The sequence below is a fragment of the Variovorax sp. Soil_C_39 genome (assembly GCF_057656815.1).
On the sequence record NZ_JBDGJQ010000006.1, the window covers coordinates 194065 to 207867 of the forward strand.

11 protein-coding genes are annotated in these 13803 nt (G+C 69.7%); 5 read left to right on the forward strand and 6 right to left on the reverse strand.

Translation table 11 applies throughout. The features are described 5' to 3' along the window. Positions 1-74: 74 nt before the first annotated feature. The 3 genes from AC3A6J_RS17620 to AC3A6J_RS17630 all read right to left on the reverse strand — a co-directional run bounded on the left by AC3A6J_RS17620 (position 75) and on the right by AC3A6J_RS17630 (position 2233). Entirely contained in the window at positions 75-797 is a 723-nt protein-coding gene (locus AC3A6J_RS17620; protein ID WP_487861264.1) for a GntR family transcriptional regulator, read from the reverse strand. 64 nt (positions 798-861) lie between these two features. Beyond that, a complete protein-coding gene (locus AC3A6J_RS17625; RefSeq protein ID WP_487861265.1) occupies positions 862-1788 on the reverse strand; it encodes a polysaccharide deacetylase family protein in 927 nt (308 codons plus the stop codon). A gap of 10 nt (positions 1789-1798) precedes the next feature. Continuing rightward, positions 1799-2233, reverse strand: coding sequence for a nuclear transport factor 2 family protein (locus AC3A6J_RS17630; RefSeq protein ID WP_487861266.1), 435 nt, complete (start codon positions 2231-2233; stop codon positions 1799-1801). Between the two features lie 241 nt (positions 2234-2474). Here AC3A6J_RS17630 and AC3A6J_RS17635 point away from each other — a divergent pair, with 241 nt between their 5' ends. The 5 genes from AC3A6J_RS17635 to gshB are packed head-to-tail and all read left to right on the forward strand — an operon-like array spanning position 2475 to position 9359. After that, positions 2475-3677, forward strand: coding sequence for an ABC transporter substrate-binding protein (locus tag AC3A6J_RS17635; RefSeq protein ID WP_487861267.1), 1203 nt, complete (start codon positions 2475-2477; stop codon positions 3675-3677). Further along, positions 3674-4552: a branched-chain amino acid ABC transporter permease gene (locus AC3A6J_RS17640; RefSeq protein ID WP_487861268.1), complete on the forward strand. Its 879-nt coding sequence runs from the start codon at positions 3674-3676 to the stop codon at positions 4550-4552. The genes AC3A6J_RS17635 and AC3A6J_RS17640 overlap by 4 nt, the downstream gene beginning before the upstream one ends. Before the next feature lie 5 nt (positions 4553-4557). Then, positions 4558-7077 carry a branched-chain amino acid ABC transporter ATP-binding protein/permease gene (locus AC3A6J_RS17645; protein WP_487861269.1) on the forward strand — a complete coding sequence of 840 codons (2520 nt, stop codon included), beginning with the start codon at positions 4558-4560 and terminating at the stop codon, positions 7075-7077. A 54-nt stretch (positions 7078-7131) separates the two neighbouring features. Further along, positions 7132-8400, forward strand: a complete 1269-nt coding sequence (locus AC3A6J_RS17650; protein ID WP_487861270.1) for a benzoate/H(+) symporter BenE family transporter — start codon at positions 7132-7134, stop codon at positions 8398-8400. Then, a complete protein-coding gene (gshB, locus tag AC3A6J_RS17655) occupies positions 8400-9359 on the forward strand; it encodes a glutathione synthase (RefSeq protein WP_487861271.1) in 960 nt (319 codons plus the stop codon). Before AC3A6J_RS17650 ends, gshB begins: the two co-directional genes overlap by 1 nt. A gap of 26 nt (positions 9360-9385) precedes the next feature. Here the strand turns inward: gshB and AC3A6J_RS17660 are convergent, their stop codons facing one another. From AC3A6J_RS17660 to AC3A6J_RS17670, 3 genes are all read right to left on the reverse strand, one after another. Next, entirely contained in the window at positions 9386-10666 is a 1281-nt protein-coding gene (locus tag AC3A6J_RS17660) for a PepSY-associated TM helix domain-containing protein (protein WP_487861272.1), read from the reverse strand. Beyond that, a complete protein-coding gene (locus AC3A6J_RS17665) occupies positions 10666-12888 on the reverse strand; it encodes a TonB-dependent receptor (protein WP_487861273.1) in 2223 nt (740 codons plus the stop codon). Before AC3A6J_RS17665 ends, AC3A6J_RS17660 begins: the two co-directional genes overlap by 1 nt. Positions 12889-12993: 105 nt before the next feature. Next, a complete protein-coding gene (locus tag AC3A6J_RS17670) occupies positions 12994-13761 on the reverse strand; it encodes a class II glutamine amidotransferase (RefSeq protein ID WP_487861274.1) in 768 nt (255 codons plus the stop codon). Positions 13762-13803 lie beyond the last annotated feature (42 nt).

Sequence of the window (13803 nt, forward strand, 5' to 3'; positions counted from 1 at the left end):
ACTGGGCTGAACCTGTGGCGTTTCAAGTGCTGCCAGTGGTGCGCAGCGACATGGAAGACTGAGTCACGGAGGCCTCAGCCCAGGCCCAGCATCTGTCCCAGGCTGCGTGCTGCAGCCGGCCGGTCGAGCGCGATGTTGCGTTCGAGCACCAGCAGGTGCGCTTCCATCAAACGCACGGCCTCGTCTGCGTCGCCGCGCGCGATCGCGTCGACCAGTTCCGCATGCTCGTCGTGCTCGCAGGCGGCATTGCCGGGCGGCTCGTAGAGCGCCACGATCAGCGAGCAGCGCGACATGAGCTCGCTCAGGTAGCGCTCCAGGATCGGGTTGCGCGCGAGCCGTGCCACGCGCAGGTGGAACGAGCTCGCGAGACGCGCCCATTCGGGCTGCGTGTAGCGGTGCATCGCCGCATGTTCTTCCTTCAGGTGTCGCCGCAGCTCGGCGATCTCGGTGCGCGTGGCGTTGCGCACCGCCATGCGCACCAGCGCGGCCTCGAGCGCGCGGCGGGCCTCGAAGATCTGCCGCGTCTCCTCGGGCGAGGGCATTGCCACGATCGCGCCGCGGTTCGGCCGCAGCTCCACGATGTGGTCGTGGGCCAGCCGTTGCAGCACCTTGCGCACCATCGCCCGGCTCACGCCGAACAACGCGCACAGCGACGCCTCGGGCAGCTTGGTGCCGGGCGCGAGGCGCTGGTGCGTCACGCCCTCGAACACCGAGCGGTAGATGCGTTCCTCGACGTCAGCGTCGTCGGGCGGCGGACGTGCAGCGGTGGGCTTCTTCGAGGCGGGGGTGCGGGCCATGAGCGGGAGGAGGTGCGGTCGGGGCGTGGACGAGAACGCGCCGATTATCGAGTGCCGCGCATCGTCAGGCACCGAACTCGCCGGGCCGCTCGGCCGCCAGCCGCTGCATGTGCGCGGCGATCTCGCCCGGCGTGGTGAACCAGACCTCGCCGCGGTCGCGCGCCCGCGCGAGGTGCGCGAGCGCGGTGCGCAGGTGGCGCAGCCGGTAGGGCTGGCCGACGATGTACGGATGCAGCGCGAGGCCCATCACCAGCGGCTGCGCGCGCGACTGCTCGCGCATCTCGTCGAAGTTGTCGATCACCATGGCGGCGAAGTCCTTCGCGTCCATCAGCCGGCCCACGATCATCGGAATGTCGTTGAGCTCCTGCGGATACGGCACCGACCAGATCGCGGCGCCCGAGCGCGTGCGCATGCGCACCGGCTGGTCGTCATGGCACCAGTTGAGCGTATAGCCGTAGCCGGACTCCGCGAGCAGGTCGGGCGTGACCGCGCTTTCAGAGATCCACGGCGACAGCCATCCCGCGGGCGCCTGCCCGCTCTCGCGCAGCATGCGGTCGCGGCAGCGCACCAGCAGCGCGCGTTCGTGCACCTCGTCGAGCGCGCCCTGGCGCTCGGCATTGCTGTGGCCGTGGCCGATGAGTTCGTCGCCGCGCGCCACCACTGCCTGCACCAGTTCAGGGCAGTGGTCGTAGAGCGCGGTGTTGACCAGCGCGCCCGTCGGAAGCCCGAGCGCGTCGAAGAGCTCGAGGCAGCGCCAGGCACCCACGCGGTTGCCGTACTCGCGCCAGCCGTGGTTCAGCACGTCGGGCTGCGGCGAGGCCGGGCCGATGCAGGCGCCGAGCCCGTCGCCGAATGCGAAGTGCTCGATGTTGAAGCCCAGGTACACCGCCAGCCGCGCGCCGTTGGGCCAGGCGTAATCGGGCCGGCGCGTGATCGGGCAGTAGTCGAAGCGGCCGTGCGAGGGCAGCAGCTCGGGCCAGCGGGCCGTCATGCGCCCGGCCTCACAGCACCGCGAGGCCGGCGCGCACGAGCAGCCATTCGGCGCTGTCGTTCCACACGTCCATCTGCACGATCAGCCCGTGGCGCACCACGTAGCGGTCGACATAGCGGTTGCCCTCGAAGGCCGTGCCATCGGGCCAGGCGCCGTAGAGTGTGCCGAGGCTGTAGACCACGGTCTCCTCGGGCGTACCGCCGGCCACCGTTTCGGTGCGCTCGATCTTCTTCTTGACCCAGGCGTAGCGCTTCGCATTGAAGGCCGAGGTGTCGCCGGGCGCATGCATCGGGCGGTTGCCCGTGAAGCGGATGCGGATGCCGGGGGCGGTGTAGTGCGACGCCGCAGCGGGGTCGGGAATCATCACCAGGCGAAGGAACTCGTCGACCACGGCGGCCGGGTCGGCATGCGTGGGCGAAGGGGCGGTCGATGTGGGGGTGTCCATGGGTTCTCCATCTGTTGGGGGCCAAGGCGGTGCATGGCAAAGGTGCGTGCGTCATGCACAGCAAATCTCGTGCCGAATTGTCAACGTGAACTCTAAGAGATTGTCGACAATTTCGAAATGAAAGTGTCGACTTGGCATGGCGCTTGCATCCGGAACGAGCCAGCCGCTTCGGCGGATGCCCGATGCACCTTGTTGGGTGCCGCCCCGTTTGTTGTTGTCCTCTTCGACCCAGGAGTCCGCCATGACCCGCACCGCTGTTCGCCTTCCAGTTCTTCGCCGCCGCACGCTCTGCATTGCAGCCGCCGCCTGCCTCGCCGCGGGCTCGGTTCTCGCCGCCGAGCCGATCAAGATCGGCCTCGTCACCGCGCTCTCGGGCCAGTCGGCGCTGGCCGGTGAAGCCATCAGCCGCGGCCTCACGGTCGCCATCGACGAGATCAACGCCAAGGGCGGCCTGCTCGGCGGACGCAAGCTCGAGCTGGTGCGCCGCGACGACGAGGCCAATCCTGCCAAGGGCGTGGTGGCTGCGCGCGAGCTGATCTTCAAGGAGAAGGTGGCGGTGCTGTTCGGCGGGCTCGACACGCCAGTGTCGATGGCCATCGTGCCGATCGCCAACCAGGAGAAGACGCCGTTCATGGGGCCGTGGGCCGCGGGCACGCCGATCACCAAGAACGGCGCCAATCCCAACTTCGCCTTCCGTGTCTCGGCGGTCGACGAGATCGTCAACGTGGGCATGCTCGACTACGCGCAGAAGAGCTTCAAGAGCGGCAAGTTCGGCATGATCCTCGTCAACAACCCCTGGGGCGAATCGAACGAGAAGGGCCTGCATGCCGCGCTCGCGGCCAAGGGGCTGAAGGCCGTGGGTGTGGAGAAGTTCGACGGCAACGACGTCGACGTGGTGCCGCAGCTCACGCGGCTCAAGGCCGCGGGCGCCGACACGCTCTTCATGGTGGGCAATGTCGGCCCGTCGGCGCAGGTGGTCAAGTCGCTCGACCGCATGGGCTGGCAGGTGCCGATCGTCTCGCACTGGGGACCGGCCGGCGGCCGTTTCACCGAACTGGCCGGCCCGAACGGCAAGAACGTGCACTTCGTGCAGACCTACAGCTTCTTCGGCAAGCAGTCGCCGGTGGGCGAGCGGGTGATCGCGGCGCTCAAGGCCAAATACCCGGCCATCAAGGGCCCCGACGACATCACGCCGGCCGTGGGCGTGGCCAATGCCTACGACGGCATGCAGCTCGCCGCGCTGGCCATCGCGGCCGCGGGCTCGACCGACGGCGACGCGGTGCGCCAGGGCTTCTACAAGATCGGCAGGTACGAAGGCCTCATCAAGACCTACGACAAGCCCTTCTCGCCCGGCGTGCATGACGCGGTGACCGCGAACGACTACGTCTGGGCCCAGTTCATCGACAACCGCATCCTGCCCGTGGCCATGGCCGCGGCCAAATGATGCTGCTGTCCGCATGGATCAGCGGGCTGGGGCTCGGGAGCATGTACGGGCTCATCGCCCTCGGCTTCCACGTCACCTATGCCGTCTCGGGCACCGTCAACTTCGCGCAGGGCAGCGCGATGATGCTCGGCGCCGTCTTCACCTTCTGGTTCGCGCAGACGCTGGGCTGGCCGATGCCGCTCGCGGTGCTGCTGGCGCTCGTGCTGTGCGGCGCCTACGGCCTGGTGGTCGAGTTCGCGGCCGTGCGGCCTTTCGCGAGCCGCGGTTCCGAGGCCTGGCTGATGGCCACGGTCGCGCTCGGCATGGTGGTCGACAACCTCGTGATGTTCACCTTCGGCAAGGAGCCGCGCAGCCTGCCCTCGTCGCTGGCCGTCACGCCGCTGCAGGTCGGTGAGGTGGGGCTGGGCGTGTACCCGCTGCAGTTGCTGATCCCGCTCGCGGGCCTTGCGCTGGCGGCGCTGCTGCACCTGGTGGCACGGCGCACGCGCTGGGGCATCGGCATGCTCGCGGTGGTGCAGAATCCCGCGGCCGCGCGGCTCATGGGCATTCCGATCCGGCGCGCGGTGGCCGCGGCCTTCGCACTTTCGGCCGTGCTCGCGGGCACGGCGGGCGTGCTCATTGCGCCGCTCTACAACGTGCAGGCCGACATGGGCACGCTGTTCGGCCTCAAGGCCTTCGCGGTGGCGATCCTCGGCGGCATCACCAGCGCCTGGGGCGTGATGGGCGCGGGCCTGCTGTTCGGCCTGGCCGAGGCGCTGATCACCGCCACGCTCGGCTCGGGCTACACGCAGATCCTGACCTTCGCGCTGGTGATCGCGGTGCTCGCGCTGCGGCCTCAGGGCCTGTTCGGCCGCGCGGCGGTGAAGAAGGTATGAGCGCCATGGACTCACGCACGCGCTGGCCTTCGCTCGCCGGTTTGGTGGCGCTGATGGCCGTGGGCGTGGCGCTCGCGGCCACCGTCAACGGCTACTACGTCTTCGTGCTCGCCAATGTCGCGCTGTTCGCGATCGTCGGTGTCGGCCTCAATGTGCTGCTGGGGCTCACGGGGCAGATGTCGTTCGGCCATGTGGGCTTCTATGCCATCGGCGCCTACGCGGTCGCCATCCTCACGGGCAAGGCCGGCTGGAGCTTCTGGGCCGCCTGGCCTGCGGGCGCGCTGCTCGCCGGCGCCATGGGTGCGCTGCTCGCGCTGCCGGCGCTGCGCGCCCGGGGGCCCTACCTCGCGATGATCACCATCGCGTTCGGCTTCATCGTCGAGCATGCGATCGTCGAGGCGCGCGACCTCACGGGCGGCCAGAACGGCATCATGGGCATCGCCGCCCCGGTGCTCGGCTCCCTTGCGCAGGGCGAGCGCGCGGCGGCAATGCTCGCAGTGCTCACGGCCGGCGTGGCGCTCGCGGGCTTTGCGATGCTCTCGCGCGGCGGCTGGGGCGCGGCGATGCGCGCGGTGCGCGACAGCGACACCGCGGCCGAGTCCATCGGCCTCGATCCGCTGCGCATCAAGACCGTGGCATTCGCGATCTCGGCGTTCTGCGCTGGCGCGGCAGGCGGGCTGTTCGCGCCGCTCTCGGGCTTCGTCACGCCGCACACCTTCGGCTTCGGGCAGTCGATCCTGTTCGTGCTGGTGGTGATGATCGGCGGCGCCGGTTCCGTGGCGGGGCCGCTGGTCGGCGCGCTGGTGGTGGGCCTGCTGCCGGAACTGCTCTCGCAATTCGAGGAGTACCGCCTGCTGATCTTCGGCCTGCTGCTGCTGCTGGTGCTGTGGGCCGCGCCCGAAGGTGCGGCCGGGCTCTGGCGGCGCGTTGCAGCGCGCTTCGGTGCGCGGCGCGCCGAGGCGCCCGTGGCGGCCGAGTCCGATGCGGGCCAGCTGCCGCCACGCGCAGCCGGCGCGCCGATCCGCACCAAGGGCCTCACGATGCAGTTCGGCGGCGTGCGCGCCGTGGGCGACCTGGACTTTGCCACGCAGCCCGGCGGCATCACGAGCCTGATCGGGCCCAACGGCGCGGGCAAGACGACCGTGCTCAACATGCTGAGCGGCTTCTACCGCCCCACGGGTGGCGGATTCCGCCTCGGCGACGTGCCGCTGCAGGGGCGGCGCGCGTTCCGCATCGCGCGCGCCGGGGTGGCGCGCACCTACCAGACCTCGCAGCTCTTCGGCAGCCTCAGCGTGGAAGACAACGTGGCGCTCGCGCTCGGCCGCGGCACGCTCGGGCCGTTGCTCGGCGCGCGGCGCTTCCGCTCGGCTTCTGCACGCGCCGAGGCGCGGCGGCTGCTCGCCTTCTGCGGCTGCGCGGGCACGGCGCAGCGGCGCGCGTCCGATCTCGCGCACGTCGAGCGCCGGCTGGTCGAGATCGCGCGTGCGCTGGCGACCGCGCCGCAGGTGCTGCTGCTCGACGAGCCCGCGGCCGGCCTCTCGCGCGAGGACAAGGCGCGGCTGGCCGAACTGCTGCAGCGCATCGCGGCGGCGGGCATCGGCGTGCTGCTGGTCGAGCACGACATGGAACTCGTCATGGGCATCTCCGACCACATCGTGGTGCTCGATGCCGGCCAAAGGCTCGCGGTCGGCGACGTGGCCGCCGTGCAGGCCGATCCCGCGGTGCGCAAGGCCTACCTTGGCGAAGCGCTGGTGGACAGCGACGAAACAACACCGGCGGCCGCGCGTGCGCCGCGCAAGCCGCTTTCGGCCGATGCGCCCGAGCTGCTCGGCGTCGGCGGCCTCATCGCGGGCTACGGCGCCGAACCGGTGCTGCACGGCATCGACCTGCGCGTGCGGCGCGGCGAGCTGGTCGCGCTGCTCGGCGCGAACGGCGCGGGCAAGTCGACGCTGATGCGCTCGCTCGCGGGCCTGCACCGGCCGGTGCAGGGCGGCATCCACCTCGACGGCGCCGAGCTGGCCGGCCTCGCGGCCGAGCGCATCGTGGCGCGCGGGCTGGTGCTGGTGCCCGAGGGCCGGCAGGTGTTTCCCGAGCTCAGCGTGCGCGACAACATCCGCCTCGGCGCGTTTCTCGACGGCCGCGACATCGATGCGCGCGCCGAGGCCATGCTCGGGCGCTTTCCGCGGCTGCGTGAGCGGCTGCACCAGCGTGCGGGCCTGCTCTCGGGCGGCGAGCAGCAGATGCTGGCCATCGCGCGCGGGCTGATGTCGAAGCCGCGCGTGCTGCTGCTCGACGAGCCCTCGCTCGGCCTCGCGCCGAAGATCATCGCCGAGCTGTTCGAGGCGCTCGACACGCTGCGCGCCGAGGGCCTGACGGTGGTGCTGGTCGACCAGATGGCCGCGCTCGCGCTGGCGCTGTGCGACCGCGCCTATGTGATCGAGGGCGGCCGCATCGTGGCCGAAGGCAGCGCCGCTGAGATCGCGGCCGACGGCGCGCTGGCGCGGGCCTACCTGGGCGCGGGCTGAAGGCACGGTCTGCCGCCGCGAGCGGTGGCGCCGGCCAGCCGGCACAATCGCGCGATGTCGTTTTTCAAGGATCTGAGCCTCTCGGCCTTCACCGCGGGCTTCGTCGCGGTGCTCGTGGGTTTCACGAGCTCGGTGGCCATCGTGTTCCAGGCTGCGCAGGCCTTCGGTGCCACGCCGGAGATCGCCGCCTCGTGGATGTGGGCGCTCGGCATCGGCATGGGCCTGGCCTCGGCGCTGCCCTCGCTCTGGTGGAAGAAGCCGGTGATGATCGCCTGGAGCACGCCGGGCGCGGCCGTGCTCGCGGTGGCAGGCGCGGGCTACAGCATGAACGAGGCGGTCGGCGCCTTCATCGTCTGCGCGGTGCTGATGGTGCTGGCGGGCGCCACCGGCTGGTTCGAGCGCGTGATGAACCGCATTCCAATGGCCATCGCCTCCGCGCTGCTCGCGGGCGTGCTGACGCGCTTCGGCCTCGCGGCCTTCACGGCTGCGCAGACGGCGCTGCCGCTGGTGCTGCTGATGCTCGGCACCTATCTGCTGGCCCGGCGCATGCTGCCGCGCTATGCGGTGCCGCTGACGCTGCTGGTGGCGATCGCCTTCGCCGCCGCGCGCGGCGAGCTGGCCTGGTCGGCGGTGCAGTTCTCGCTCACCTGGCCGGTGTTCACGATGCCGGCCTTCACCTGGCAGGCGATCGTCAGCCTGGCGCTGCCGCTGTTCGTCGTCACCATGGCCTCGCAGAACCTGCCCGGCGTGGCGGCCATCCGCGCCGCCGGCTATGGCGAGCTGCCGGTCAGCAAGCTCATCACCATCGGCGGCGTTGCCACGCTGGTGCTCGCGCCCTTCGGCGCCTTCGCGCTGAACCTGAGCGCGATCACCGCCGCCATCTGCATGGGCCGCGAGGCGCATGAGGACCCGGCGCGGCGCTATACGGCGGCCGTGAGCTGCGGCGCCCTCTACGTGGTGATCGGGCTGTTCGGCGCGGCGGTCACCGGGCTGCTGACCGCCTTTCCCAAGGAGCTGGTCGCGGCCATCGCCGGCCTGGCGCTGCTGGGCACCATCGGCAGCGGGCTCGCGGCCGCGGTGCGCGACGAATCGCACCGCGAAGCGGCGCTGATCACCTTCCTGGTCACGCTCTCGGGCGTCACGCTGGCGGGCATCGGCTCGGCCTTCTGGGGCGTGGTGGCCGGTGCGCTGGCGCTCGCCGTGCAGGAGCTGGGCCGCCGGGCCGCAAAGGCCTCCGCCGGCAAGGACATCGCCGCTTCCGGCAACATGGCGCCGGACAGCAGCAACATGGCGCCGCCACCGGGCGGCCGAAAGACTCCCTGATGAACAAGAACATCCTCTTCGTCGCCGACCCGCTCGACCACTTCAAGATCTACAAGGACACCACGTTCTCGATGATGCGCGAGGCGCAGCGCCGCGGCTGGCGCATCGCGGCCTGCCTGCCGCAGGACCTGCAGTGGGTGTCGGGCGGCAAGGTGACGGCCACGGTGCAGCAGATCACGCTGACCGGTGATCCCGGGGACTGGTGGAAGGTCGACATCGTCGAATCGAAGGCGCTGGCCGATTTCGACGCGGTGCTGATGCGCAAGGACCCGCCGTTCGACGCCGAGTACATCTACGCGACCCACTTGCTCGAGCAGGCCGAGCGCGAGGGCGCGCGCGTGGTCAACAAGCCGCGGGCGCTGCGCGATCATCCCGAGAAACTCGCGATCATGGAGTTTCCGCAGTTCACCACACCCACGCTGGTCACGCGCAGCGCACAGGCGGTGCGCGACTTCCATGCCGAACATGGCGACATCATCCTGAAGCCGCTCGACGGCATGGGCGGCATGGGCATCTTCCGTGTGAAGCAGGACGCGCTGAACCTCGGCTCCATCGTCGAAACGCTCAACAAGGACGGTGCCGAAACCATCATGGTGCAGCGCTTCGTGCCCGAGGTGTCGCAGGGCGACAAGCGCATCCTCATCATCGCCGGCGAGCCCGCGCCTTTCGTGCTGGCGCGCATTCCGCAGGGCACCGAGGTGCGCGGCAACCTCGCGGCCGGCGGCAAGGGCGTGGCCGAGCCGCTCACGCCGCGCAACCGCGAGATCGCAGAAGCCGTGGGCCGCGCCCTCGCGCCGCGCGGGCTGCTCCTGATCGGGCTTGACGTGATCGGCGATTCGATCACCGAGATCAACGTGACCAGCCCGACCTGCTTCCAGGAGATCACGGAGCAGACGGGCTTCGACGTGCCGAAGATGTTCATCGATGCGCTTGAGGCGCACCTGACCGCCGCACGCTGAGTCGCTGAGTTCTTCCGCGTCCGCCTTCAGCGCGGCGCGAAGGCGGCCCCGGCCTGCACGTCCGTCTCGCGCTGGCGCCTGGCCTGCACCAGCCTCGCGCGCCGCTTGCGCCACCAGATCACGATCCCCGTGACCGACAGGCCCGCCACCGCCAGCCCCATCAGCGACATCAGGATGCGCCCCGGCATGCCAAGGATGCGGCCGCCGTGCAGCGGCAGCTGCAGTTGCGCGAACACGTCGGCGGCGGTGCCGTGCCAGGGCCGGTTGTGGCTGATCACGTGGCCGTCGCGGCCGTCGAGGTAGAGGTTCGACAGGCCCATGCCGTCGCTGTCGTCGTGCGAGGCGTGGTCGAAGAAAGACACGTTGTAGAAGCCGCCGCGCTGGTTGTAGAACACGCCGCCGAGCGGCGCGGTCCAGCCGCGCCGGCGCGCTTCGGCCTCGGCATCGGCGACGATCTGGCGAAAGCCGATCGTGGGCTCGATGCGCGCGCCCAGCGGCGCCAGCGGCACCAGGGATGACGGTCCGGGCGTGGTCTTCGACACCAGCGACAGCATCGGGTGGAAGATCTCCTTGTAGAGATTCAACGAGAACGAGGTGAAGGCGATGATGATGATCAGCACCCACATCCAGAGCCCCCCCGCGCGGTGCAGGTCGAAGTTGAGCTTGTAGCCGCCGGCCGCCCAGCGCACCGCCCAGGCCGGCTTCCAGCGCTGCCACCATTCGCCTGCCGCGCGGTGCGACGGATGCGCGGGCAGGCGCTGGCGCCGGGGCGTCGTGAGGTAAAGCGCCACGAAGCTGTCGAGCAGCCACACCAGCGCCACCGTGCCCATGATCCAGTGGCCGAGCCGGTCGGTGCCCCAGACGGCCGGCACATGCAGCGTGTAGTGCAGCTTGCGCAGGAAGGGCATCAGCGTCTCGGGACTGAGCGAGATCGCGGTCGAGTCGCGCCTGCCGCGGATCTCGGCCGTCACCGGGTCGACGTACACGCGGTTGTAGTCGAGCGGGTAGGGCTTGCCTGTGGCCGGGTCGGTGCGCGGCTGCACGAAGTAGCCGGCCGCGTGGCCTTCCTCGAAGCCGAGCGGAAGGTACGCGACGCGCACGCGCGGATCGTGCGCCTCGACCGCGGCCGCGAGGTCGAACGGGTCCTTGAACGGGCCGCGCGCGGCGGTGTCGTAGAGTTTGCGGTTGAGCCAGCCGTCGATCTCGTGGTCCCACGAGATCACGGCGCCCGTCAGGCCCGAGACGATGAGGAAGAGCGCGACCGCGAGTCCCGCGAAGCGGTGCACTGCGGTCCAGAACGTGCGCATCAGAAGTCGATGGTGCCGCTGACGGCGAAGGTGCGCGGCGCGCCGAGCACCAGGTAGTTGGAGCCTTGCGTGCCGCCCACCGATGCCCAGTACGACTTGTTGAACAGGTTGTCGATGCGCGCGCGCAGCGTGAGCAGGCGCCCGTTGCCGAGATCGACCAGGTAGCGCGCACCGACGTCGAAGCGGGTCCAGCCCGGGATCTGCTGCGTGTTGGCGGCGTTGGCGTACTGCTTGGAGGTGTAGAGCAGGCGCGCATTCAGCGACAGGCTGCGCACGCCCGGCACGTCCCATTCGGCGCCGATGTTGGCCTGCTGCTTGGCCACGCCGATGGCGGTGCGGCCGTCGGTGGCGCCGCCTTGCGTGTTTTTCTGCTTGGCATCGATCAGTGTCAGGCCGCCAAGCAGGCGCAGGCCCTTGGCCGGCTGGCCGAACACCGAGAACTCGAGGCCCTGGTTGCGCTGCTTGCCGTAGAGGCCGTAGGTCTGGCCCTCGTATTGGTAGGTCGGCTGGTCGGTGGTGAAGAATGCCGCGCTCGCGCCGAGCGTGCCGCCGTCGTACTTGATGCCGATTTCCTTCTGCTTGGCCTGGTACGGCGCGAACACCTCGCCAGCGTTGGTGACCGGCCGGCTGTTCACCGTGCCGGGCGCCACGTTGCCCTTGACGAGGCCTTCGATGTAGTTGGCGTAGGCCGACACCGTCGGCGTGATCTTGAACACGACGCCGGCCACGGGCGTGGTCTTGCTCTTGTCGTAGGCGCTCGTTTCCTTGATCGTGTTGTAGGCGAAGCTGGTCTGCTTGATGGTCTGGCGGCGCGCGCCGAGCGTGACCAGCAGGCGGTCGTCCATGAAGGACATGGTGTCGGCGACCGCAATGCTCGAGGTCTCGATCTGGTCCGTCAGGCGCGGGTCTTCGAGCGTGTTGCCGGTAAAGCTGTTCGCCAGCGGATACGGCGACGCGTACGGCATGTAGATGTTGTTGTAGAGCCTGTCGCGCGAGATCGTGTAGGCGTTGTCGCGGTCGTTGCTGTACGTGGCGGCCGATGCCACCACGGTGTGTTTGACGGGGCCGGTGGCGAAGGTGCCGCGCACGCCGATCTCGGCGGTGCCGATGCGGTCCTTGCGGGTATTGCTGAAGCGCGTGCCGCTGGTGTTGCCGAACGCGTCGGCGAGCGTCGGGTTGGCCAGGATGTTGTCTTCGTCGCTGCGGCGCACGCCGCCCGCGGCCCAGGCCGTGATGCTGTCGGTAATGTCGACTTCGCCGCGGAAGGTGGCGAACTTGTCCTTTTCCTTCGAGTGACTCCAGGGCTGAGCGAAGTTGATCTTGGCGTCGGGCGCTCGCGGGATCGGCAGCGTCGAGGACGGCGTGAGGCTCGGGCGGCCGTCCTGCAGTGTGTAGTCCTGGAAGCCGAAGTCGGCCGACAAGCGCACGTTGCGGTTGCGCCAGTCGAGGCCGACGCCGAAGGCGCTCAGTTGCTGGCTTTCCTTGAACACGCCGGTGCCCCCCTCGCGGCGCACGGCGTTCACGCGCACGCCCAGGCTGTCTTCGGGGCCGAAGCGGCGCGCCAGGTCGAGGTTCACGTAACCCTGGCCGCCGGTCTGCACGCCGAAGCCGACGCGTGTGAGCGGCTCGTTGGGCGCGCGCTTGGGCAGCAGGTTGATGGCGCCGCCGATGCCGCTGCCGCCCGGTGCGGCACCGTTCAGGAAGGTGTTGGCACCGCGGAACACTTCCACGCGCTCGAAGAACTCGGAGGCGATGTACTGGCGCGGCAGCATGCCGTAGAGGCCGTTGTACGCCACGTCGTCCGAGTACACGGGAAAGCCGCGCACCACGTAGAGCTCCTGGAAGTTGCCGAAGCCGCGCGCCACGCGCACCGACGGGTCGTTCTGCAGCACGTCGGCCACGCTCTTCGCCTGCTGGTCCTGGATCAGCTCCGCGGTGTAGCTGGTGCTCGAGAACGGCGTCGCCATCATGTCCTGGTTGCCCAGGATGCCCACGCGGCCGCCGCGCGCCACCTGGCCGCCGGCAAAGGGCTTGGTCAGGCCTTCGGCCGACGCATCGGCGCTGGCCTCGACCGTGACGGTGGCCAGGGTCCCGGGCGTACCGGCAGCGGGTTCAGGCGTTGCCGCGGTCTGGGCCGAAGCCGCGAGGGCATGCAGCACGAGCAGCGTCGCGGAGGCGGTCGGGCGCAGGTTGGCGCGCAGGAAGCGGGAGGAAGAAGGCATGGAATGGTTCCGGGAGAGCGCTAATGAGAACCATTATTGTTATTCCATTGAACCGGTTTGCCGAGACTTTCTCGTGCTGTTGCAAAAATGTGTCAGTAAAACGTTTCAATTGCGGAGGCGCTGCCCGTCGACGAACACATGCAGCTCGCCCGGCGCGAACGGTGTCCAGTCTTCGTTGTTCGTGAGCGGCGCGGTTACCACCACCGCCACGCGGTCGGTCGGCGTCGTGTGCTGCGCGAAGTCGATCTCGAGGTCTTCGTCGGCGAGCTGCGCGGTCACGAACGGATGGCGCCGCTCCACGTACCACAGGTGGGTCGAGGCATGGGCCCAGAGCGCCTGTCCGTTCGAGAGCATGAAGTTGAAGGTGCCGTGCCGCGCGAGTTGCGGCGCGAGCTCGCGCAGCGTGAGCGTGAGTTCCTCGACGCTCGGCACGCCCGCATGCGACTTGGCCAGTTCCTGCATCAGCCAGCAGAAGGCATGCTCGCTGTCGGTGCTGCCCACGGGATGGAAGTTGCCGTGCAGCCGCGGCCGGAAATCCTTCAGATCGCCGTTGTGCGCGAACACCCAGTAGCGGCCCCAGAGCTCTCGCACGAACGGATGGCAGTTCTGCAGGTTGACCGCGCCCTGCGTCGCCTTGCGGATGTGGGCAATGACGTTGCGGCTCTGGATCGGGTAGCGCCGTATCAGCTCGGCCACGGGCGATTCGCAGGCCGGCAGGTGGTCGACGAAATGGCGCAGCCCGCGGTCCTCGAAGAAGGCGATGCCCCAGCCGTCGGCATGGTGGTCGGTGCGCCCGCCGCGCTGCGCGAAACCCGTGAAGCTGAAGGTCACGTCGGTCGGCGTGTTGCAGTTCATCCCTAGCAATTGGCACATGGGGGCGATTAGACCGCGATTCGCCCGGGCGACGCCGCGCCG

Coding starts and splice junctions, on each gene's coding strand:
- AC3A6J_RS17635 (WP_487861267.1), top strand. CDS start 2,475: ATGACCCGCACCGCTGTTCGCCTTCCAGTTCTTCGCCGCCGCACGCTC.
- AC3A6J_RS17650 (WP_487861270.1), top strand. CDS start 7,132: ATGTCGTTTTTCAAGGATCTGAGCCTCTCGGCCTTCACCGCGGGCTTC.
- AC3A6J_RS17660 (WP_487861272.1), bottom strand. CDS start 10,666: ATGCGCACGTTCTGGACCGCAGTGCACCGCTTCGCGGGACTCGCGGTC.
- AC3A6J_RS17625 (WP_487861265.1), bottom strand. CDS start 1,788: ATGACGGCCCGCTGGCCCGAGCTGCTGCCCTCGCACGGCCGCTTCGAC.
- AC3A6J_RS17630 (WP_487861266.1), bottom strand. CDS start 2,233: ATGGACACCCCCACATCGACCGCCCCTTCGCCCACGCATGCCGACCCG.
- gshB (WP_487861271.1), top strand. CDS start 8,400: ATGAACAAGAACATCCTCTTCGTCGCCGACCCGCTCGACCACTTCAAG.
- AC3A6J_RS17665 (WP_487861273.1), bottom strand. CDS start 12,888: ATGCCTTCTTCCTCCCGCTTCCTGCGCGCCAACCTGCGCCCGACCGCC.
- AC3A6J_RS17640 (WP_487861268.1), top strand. CDS start 3,674: ATGATGCTGCTGTCCGCATGGATCAGCGGGCTGGGGCTCGGGAGCATG.
- AC3A6J_RS17620 (WP_487861264.1), bottom strand. CDS start 797: ATGGCCCGCACCCCCGCCTCGAAGAAGCCCACCGCTGCACGTCCGCCG.
- AC3A6J_RS17670 (WP_487861274.1), bottom strand. CDS start 13,761: ATGTGCCAATTGCTAGGGATGAACTGCAACACGCCGACCGACGTGACC.
- AC3A6J_RS17645 (WP_487861269.1), top strand. CDS start 4,558: ATGGACTCACGCACGCGCTGGCCTTCGCTCGCCGGTTTGGTGGCGCTG.